The organism is Streptomyces sp. NPDC047315 (assembly GCF_040643215.1).
GTDB lineage: Bacteria > Actinomycetota > Actinomycetes > Streptomycetales > Streptomycetaceae > Streptomyces.
Map to the genome: position 1 here is coordinate 23,381 of NZ_JBEYTZ010000059.1, position 7,232 is coordinate 30,612.

The following is a 7,232-nucleotide window of genomic DNA, read 5'->3' on the forward strand; positions in this document are numbered from 1 at the left end:
CCGGCACGTCGAAGTCACACGGGTCGGGACGTCGTCACTTCAGGCCCAGCTCGGCGCAGGCGCGTGCGTACGTCGCGGTGCACACGTCACCGGTCTTCAGCGGTTTGTCGGCGCCGACGAGCACGTCGGCCAGGTTCTCCCGGGTCACCACGGTGGGCGTGAACAGCTCCGACGGGGTGTCGAAGAGCGTGGCGTTCCCCTTGGGCCGCTCGCCGCTGACGAACGCGTGGGCCGCGGCGGCTGCCGACTCGGCGACCGTCTTGATGGGCTTGGAGATGGTGTTGTACTGGTCGCCGTTGACGATGCGCTGGGCCGCGGCCAGCTCCGCGTCGTTGCCGGTCACCGGCGGCACCTCGACCCCGGCCGCCTTGAACGCGGCTATGGAGCCGCCGCCCGTGCCGTCGTTGGCGGCCACCACGCCCACGATCTTCCCCGGGAACTTGCTGATCTGACCGCTCACCCAGCTCTGCGCCTTGCCCGGCTCCCAGGCGGGCGTGTCGTACTCGGCCAGCAGCTTCAACCCGCTGGCGTCGACCGCGCTGTGGATGCCCTTCTTGATCAGCCCGGCCGCCGCGTCCGTGGGCGAACCGTTCACCTGGAGGATCCCGCCACCGCCCGCAACCGGGCCGCCGCCCTTGAGGTGGTCGACCAGCGACTGACCGATCATGGCGCCGATCTTCTCGTTGTCGAACGAGACGTAGTAGTCGGCGCGGACCGCGGGGACCGGCCGGTCGTACGCGATCACCTTGACGCCCCGCGACTGCGCCGTGCGCACCGTCGTCGCCGCGGCGGCCGAGTCCACCGGGTCCAGCACGATCACCTTCACGCCCTGCGCCAGGGCCGAGTTCGCCTGCTGTTGCTGCTTGGCGGCGTCGCCGCCGGCGTTCTGGTACAGCACCTGGCAGCCGGCGCAGAGCTCCTTCACCTTCGCCTTGAACAGCGGTGCGTCGTACAACTCGTAGCGGGTGGAGGCGAGATCGGGCATCAGGAAGGCGATCTTCGCCGAACCGCCGCCGGAACCGCCGGACGTCTCGGACGAGCAGGCGGTGGCGGATGCGAGGAGGGCGACGGCGAAGAGGGCGGCGGCAGACGTTCTCAGCGGGATTTGCTTCACTGCGGTTCTCCTTGGAGTTCCACCCGTGGCGCGGCACGCGGAGCAGGGGCGGTCGACTGGGGGAGCGAGAGTCACCGGAAGCGATGCGAGGGCCGGATACGCCCTGAGCGCGCGGAAAAAGTAACACCGCGCGCGTTAGTACTGTCAATGCTTATGTCAGAAGTAACAGCCCGGGATCATGGGTTGTGCTCAACCGCCGTGTCAGCGGACCGGTTGCGGCCCGTGCGCCGACCACCGCTGGCGGGCGCGGGCCAACTCGGCGCGGTAGCGCGCGTATCCGTCCTCGTACCGGGCGCGGTGCTCGGGCCGGGGTTCGACGGCCTGGTGTCGCTGCGGGGGAGCGGGGGCCGAAGGCGTCAACACGGCCCGGGCCACCTGCGCGGCGCCCAGCGCCCCGACCTCCTCCTCGACGGGGATGCGCACCGGCCGCCCCAAGACGTCGGCGATCAACTGCGCCCACAGCACGGAGCGGGCGCCGCCGCCGCACAGGGCGAGCGTGCCGCTGAGCCCGGCGACCTCCAGGCAGTGCCGGGCCGCGTACCCGATGGCCTCGCACACCGCGCGCACCACGTCCGCCCGACCGGTGGCCAGACTCAGCCCGTCGAGCCGGCCCTGCGCGGCCGGTTCGACGAAGGGCGCGCGCTCGCCGGCCTCGGACAGGAAGGGGAACGCGAAGGCGCCGCGGGCGCCCGGCGGGCTCTCGGCGAGCAGCGCGTCCACGTCCGCGGTGCGCGCCCCGACCAGCGCCAGCGCCCACTCAAGCGCGGCCGTGCCGACCATCGCGGGCATCGCGCGCAGCCACTGCCCCGGGGTGGGCGTGCAGATCCACATGCCGGCTGGCTCGGCCCGCGGATCGAGGTCGACGCGATCGGTCAGCACCTGGCTCGCGAGCGTCGTACCCAGGATCAACAGGCCGTCCCCCGGCTCCCGTACGCCGCTGCCGATCGCACAGGCCGGCAGGTCGTAAGGCCCCGCCAGCACGGGCAACCCCTCCGGCAGGCCCACCAGCGCGGCACCGCCGCCGTCCAGCGTGAGCACCGTGCCCGGGGCGGCGGGCTCCGGCAGCAGGTGCGCCTGGCCCTCGACCCCGCACGCTGCCAGCGCCTGCGGTGCGTACCTGCGGGTGCGGGGGTCGAGGAAGGGCAGCGTCGCGTCCGACGCGTCCAGGCACACCGTGCCCGTCAGCCGCTGCGCCACCGCGTCCACGCAGTACCCGGCCACGGCGGCGCGGGCGAGGCTGTCCGGCTCGTGTTCCTGGAGCCAGTTCAGCAAGGGGCCGTGGCAGCCGGGGAACATCCCGGAGCCGGTGTGCGCGTACGCCGCGCGGACTGTGCCGTCCACCAGCCAACGCGTCACCAGGTCGGCGGCGCGCGCGTCCATCCAGGAGATCGCCGGACGCACCGGCCGACCTGCGGTGTCCCGCAGCCACAGGCCGTCGCCCTGCCCGGTCAGGGCCACCGCTTCGGGCGCGCGCCCCAACTGGGCGACCACCTGCCGCACCACCGCGCCCACGCTGCCCACGACCTCGTCGAGGTCCTGCTCCACCCGCCCGCCGGAGAGCCGGTCCAACCGCGAGGGGCGCGCCGCCGCGGCGACGGTGACGCCCTCCTCGTCGAAGGCCGCGGCCTTGGTGACCGAGGTGCCGACGTCGACACCGATCACGACGCCGCCGGCGGTCACGTCCGGCCCGCCACGAGCACGTCCGGATTGGCCGGGTGGGCCAACGGTTCGCCGCGCACGAACCGCCCCACTTCGGCGGCCGTGATCGCGGCGGCGCGATGGGCCGTCTGCTTGGTGGCGCCCGCGAGATGGGGCGTGGTGATCACGTTCGGAGCATCCAGCAGGGGCCAGTCGGCCGGCGGCGGCTCCACGTCGTACACGTCGAGCGCGAGGGCCCCGAGCCGGCCGCTGCGCAACATCTCCGGCAGCGGAGCGTGGTCCAGCAGGTCGCCGCGGGCGGAGTTCACCAGGACCGCGCCGTGCGGAAGCAGTCCGAGGCGGCGGGCGTCGAGCAGATGGCGGGTCTCCTCGGTCAGCCGGGCGTGCAGGCTCACCACCGAGCTGCGGCGCAGGAGCGTGTCCAGCTCCACCAGCTCCACGCCGTCGGCCGCAGTCGCGGTCGGATCCGCGTACGGATCGGCGACCAGCACGCGGGCGCCGAAGGCGAGCAGCACCCGGGCCACGATCCGGCCGATGGCGCCGTAGCCGACCAGGCCGACCGTGGCGCCGTTGAGCTCGGTGCCGCCCTCCTCGTACGCGTACAGGTCACCGCGCCAGACGCCGCGCTTCAGGTCCGCGTCGGCGGTGGCGATGCGACGGGTCGCGGCGAGCACCAGGCCCACCGCGAACTCGGCCGCGGCCGGTGCGTTGCGTCCGGGGGCGAAACTGACGGCGACCCCGTGCCGGGTGGCGGCGGCCAGGTCCACGTTGACCGGGCCGCCCCGCGACACGGCGACGAACCGCAGCTCGGGGGAGGCCGCGAACACCCGCTCCGTGAACGGCGCCAGCTGGGTGACGCAGACGGACGCGCCCGACAGCGCCCCGATCAGCAGGTCCTCGCTGCCGCTCGCCTCCGCGACGGCCCCGACCGAACCGAAAGGCTCGTGCGGCCAGGGCAGCGTCAGCTCGGCGAACTCGGGGGTCTTGCGGCCAGGGCGCGACAACTCCTGGCTCAGCGCCGCGCGGATCAACTCGGGACGGACAAAGTGGTCGCCTGCGGCGAGGATGCGCATGAAGTCAGGTTCCTTCTGCGAGGAAAGCCGGGGGAGTCGTGACCTCGGCCGCACCGGGGTCCGGGCTGCGGAACATCTGTTAAATTTAACAGCGCGAAAGTGAGCCAGCAATGCATTTCCCGCAGCCTGTTGGCGCATTCGACGGCCCTTCTTCACATTTCTTCACGATCGCAGGCATCGCCGCGTACCGTGCATCCCCGGCTCCCGACCCGACCACCGGACCACCGTGTATCCCCGACTTTCGACAGGAGCGTCGTCATGGCCGCCCGCCTACTGCTGGTACGGCACGGCGAGACCGAATGGCACGCGGAGAACCGCTACGCCGGGGTCTCGGACGTGGCACTGACCGCGAAGGGCATCACGCAGGGCGAGGCCCTGGGCGCCTGGGCCCTGCGCTCGGGCGTCGACGCCGTGGCCTGCTCACCGCTCAGCCGCGCCCGGCTCACCGCCCAGCCGGCAGCCACCGCCCTCGGCGTCGCCCCGGAGGTCGTCGACGACCTGCGGGAGGTCGGCTTCGGCTGGGGCGAGGGCCGGACCATCGCCGAGATGGCGGCGGAGGACCCCGAGGCCGTACGGCGCTTTCGCGAGGACGCGCAGACGGGCGCCTTCCCCGGCTCCGAACCGCTCGCGCAGGCCGCGGCCCGCTCGACCCGGGCGCTGCGCGAACTGGCGGACCGCCACCCGGGGCGCACCGTCTTGGTCGTCGCCCACAACACCCTCCTGCGCATCGCCCTGTGCGAACTGGTCGGGCTGCCGCTCGGCCGCTACCGACGCGTCTTTCCGCGGCTGGACAACGGAGCCGTCTCGGAGGTCGTCCTCACCGACGGCGAGGCAGCGCTGCGCTCGCTGAACGTTCCCACCGCCACGGCCCCGACGCCCGGCGCCCCCACGGGAGGCTGAAGCCCATGACCAAGCGAACCGCCGAAGAGCGCCGACGGCTCATCGCCGACCACGTGGTGGAGCACGGCACCGCCACCGGCACCGTCCTCGCCCAGCTCACCGGCGTCAGCCTGATGACGGTCCACCGGGACCTGGACGACCTGGAGCGGCGCGGGGTGCTGCGGCGCTTTCGCGGCGGGGCCTCCGCCCTGCCGTCCACGGTCTTCGAGTCGAACCTCGACTACCGCCTCGGGGTCAACACGGCGGAGAAGGCGGCCGTGGCGCGCGCCGCGGCCGACCTGGTCGAGCCGGGCATGTCGGTGATGCTCGACGACTCCACCACCGTGCTGGCCATGGCCCGGCTGCTGGTCGACCTCGCCCCGCTCACCGTGGTCACCAACGCCCGACGGGTGGTCGACGTGTTCACCGAGTGCGAGGGGATCCGGCTGATCGCCCTCGGTGGGGAGTACTCGCGCACCCACGACTCCTTCCTCGGCATGCCCTGCGTCGAGGCCATCGAGGCGCTGTCCGTGGACCTGGTCGCGGTCTCCACCTCCGGGCTGGACGCCACGATGACGTACCACCAGGAGCAGGACGTGGTGCTGGTCAAGCGGGCGATGCTCGCCTCGGCCGCGCACAAGGTGATGCTCATGGACCACACCAAGCTCGCCCGCACCGCGCTGCACCGGGTCGGGCCGGTGCGCGACTTGGACCGGCTCATCGTCGACGACGGCGTGGGAGTGGAACTGCTGGGCAAGTTGCGCGAGCGGACCAAGGTGAGCGTGGCGACCGTCGCCCCCGGCGCTTGACGCCCCGCGCCTGAGGTGCCCTACCGGTCGTGATGGATCGCGTGTTAATTTCACACGGGTGAGAACAGAACCGGTCGGAGGCGCCCCGCCGGCGGCCGTGCGCACGGGAAAGGACCCATCCTCCCATGAGCAGTGGCGCCTGCCTCAGCGGTGACGCACGACCTGTGGTCGCCGGGGTCGACGTGGCCACGGCCTCCGTGCGGGTGCTGTGCGTGGACGACCGCGGCCGGGTGCGAGCCGAGGCCCGGGAGCACCTGCCCGCCCCCGAGCGCGGCGCCGACGGCACCAGCGAGCAGGACGCCCGACGGTGGTGGCCCGCCGTGCGGTCCGCGCTGCGCCGAGCCACGAACGCACTGCCGTCGCACGGCCGCGAGGTCGTCGCGGTGGCCGTCTGCGCCACCTCCGGCACGATCGTCCCGACGGGGCAGGACGGCGAACCCCTCGGGCCCGCCCTGATGTACGACGACCGGCGCGCCGCCGACCTGAACGCCGAGGCGCAGCGGCTCGGCAGCGCCCGCTGGGCCGCCCTCGGGCTGTCCGTGGGTCCCACCGCCGCCCTCGGGCGCGCCGTGTGGTGCCGGCGTACGTACGGCGCACGGCTCCGGCACGTACTGCACACGCCCGAGCTGATCGGCCGTCGCCTCACCGGCGGCCCCGTGCCGGCCGACTGGAGTCATGCGCTCAAGACCGGCTACGACGCCCGCGCCGGCGAGTGGGCCCACGAGGTCTTCACCGCCCTCGACCTCCCACTCGACCTGCTCCCCGCGGTCCGGCCGCCGGGGACGGCCGCCGGGGTCGTGGGGGCCGAGGCGTCGGGCGCCACCGGACTGCCGGTCGGCTGCTCCGTGCGGCTGGGCATGACCGACGGCTGCGCCGGCCAACTCGCCACCGGGGCGGTCGAGCCGGGCCGGTTCGTCGGCGTGCTCGGTACGACGTACGTCCTCAAGGGGGTCTCGGTCGACCTGGTGCACGATCCGGCCGGCGCCCTCTACAGCCACCGTCACCCGGACGGCTGGTGGCTGCCCGGCGGGGCGTCCAACACCGGCGGCGAAGCCCTCGCCGACGTCGATCCGGACCGGCTCGCCGCGCTGGACCGGGCGGCGGCGTTCCGTGGTCCCGCCTCGTTCCTGCACTATCCGCTGCGACGGGAGGGCGAGCGCTTCCCCTTCGTGTCGGGCGCGGCGCGCGGCTTCGCCACGGCGCCCGCGCAGGACGAGGCGGACGCGCACCGGGCGGCCCTGGAGGGCGTGGCCTTCGTCGAACGTCTCGCCGTCGAACGGGTCGGGGAGTTGGGGATCGCGGTCTCCGGGCCGCTGCACGCGGCGGGCGGCGGCAGCCGCAGCCCGGTGTGGTCCGCGATCCGGGCGACGGTGCTGGACCGTCCCGTCCGGCTGGTCGAACGCGCGGAGACGGCGTACGGCGCGGCGCTCCTGGCCGCCACCGGCACGCTCTATGAGGACCTGCCGACGAGTGCGGCTGCGATGGTCGGGCCCGGGGTGCTCGTGGAGCCGGTCGCCGCGGAACGGGCGGCCCTCGACGACGCCTACCAGTGCTTCCGGGCCGAATTGCAGCGGCGGGGCTGGCTCGCCTGAGGGCCGTTGAGCGCCGGTGTGCCGTGCGGGCGCCCCCGGGGGCGGGGGGGGCGCCCCGCCCCGACGCCCCCCACACAGGGTGTAGTCCACGCCAGGGGTTAATGCG

6 protein-coding genes are annotated in these 7,232 nt (G+C 73.8%); 3 read left to right on the forward strand and 3 right to left on the reverse strand.

All coding sequences use genetic code 11. The features are described from left to right. Positions 1-34: 34 nt before the first annotated feature. The 3 genes from ABZ842_RS37095 to ABZ842_RS37105 form a co-directional block, all read right to left on the reverse strand. Entirely contained in the window at positions 35-1,114 is a 1,080-nt protein-coding gene (locus ABZ842_RS37095) for a substrate-binding domain-containing protein (protein WP_361547651.1), read from the reverse strand. A gap of 201 nt (positions 1,115-1,315) precedes the next feature. After that, a complete protein-coding gene (locus ABZ842_RS37100; RefSeq protein ID WP_361547654.1) occupies positions 1,316-2,794 on the reverse strand; it encodes an FGGY-family carbohydrate kinase in 1,479 nt (492 codons plus the stop codon). Continuing rightward, complete coding sequence (locus ABZ842_RS37105) at positions 2,791-3,846, reverse strand: 2-hydroxyacid dehydrogenase (RefSeq protein WP_361547657.1); 1,056 nt, start codon at positions 3,844-3,846, stop codon at positions 2,791-2,793. Before ABZ842_RS37105 ends, ABZ842_RS37100 begins: the two co-directional genes overlap by 4 nt. A gap of 258 nt (positions 3,847-4,104) precedes the next feature. Here ABZ842_RS37105 and ABZ842_RS37110 point away from each other — a divergent pair, with 258 nt between their 5' ends. From ABZ842_RS37110 to ABZ842_RS37120, 3 genes are all read left to right on the forward strand, one after another. Further along, positions 4,105-4,746, forward strand: a complete 642-nt coding sequence (locus tag ABZ842_RS37110) for a histidine phosphatase family protein (protein ID WP_361547660.1) — start codon at positions 4,105-4,107, stop codon at positions 4,744-4,746. 5 nt (positions 4,747-4,751) lie between these two features. Continuing rightward, on the forward strand, positions 4,752-5,534 hold the full coding sequence (locus ABZ842_RS37115; RefSeq protein ID WP_361547663.1) for a DeoR/GlpR family DNA-binding transcription regulator: 783 nt from the start codon (positions 4,752-4,754) through the stop codon (positions 5,532-5,534). Positions 5,535-5,659: 125 nt separating this feature from the next. Beyond that, on the forward strand, positions 5,660-7,126 hold the full coding sequence (locus ABZ842_RS37120; RefSeq protein WP_361547666.1) for an FGGY family carbohydrate kinase: 1,467 nt from the start codon (positions 5,660-5,662) through the stop codon (positions 7,124-7,126). The last annotated feature ends 106 nt before the right edge of the window (positions 7,127-7,232 follow it).

Bases quoted from the DNA above. Each gene is read 5' to 3' on its own strand.
- ABZ842_RS37105 (WP_361547657.1), bottom strand. From the start codon at position 3,846: ATGCGCATCCTCGCCGCAGGCGACCACTTTGTCCGTCCCGAGTTGATC.
- ABZ842_RS37110 (WP_361547660.1), top strand. From the start codon at position 4,105: ATGGCCGCCCGCCTACTGCTGGTACGGCACGGCGAGACCGAATGGCAC.
- ABZ842_RS37115 (WP_361547663.1), top strand. From the start codon at position 4,752: ATGACCAAGCGAACCGCCGAAGAGCGCCGACGGCTCATCGCCGACCAC.
- ABZ842_RS37120 (WP_361547666.1), top strand. From the start codon at position 5,660: ATGAGCAGTGGCGCCTGCCTCAGCGGTGACGCACGACCTGTGGTCGCC.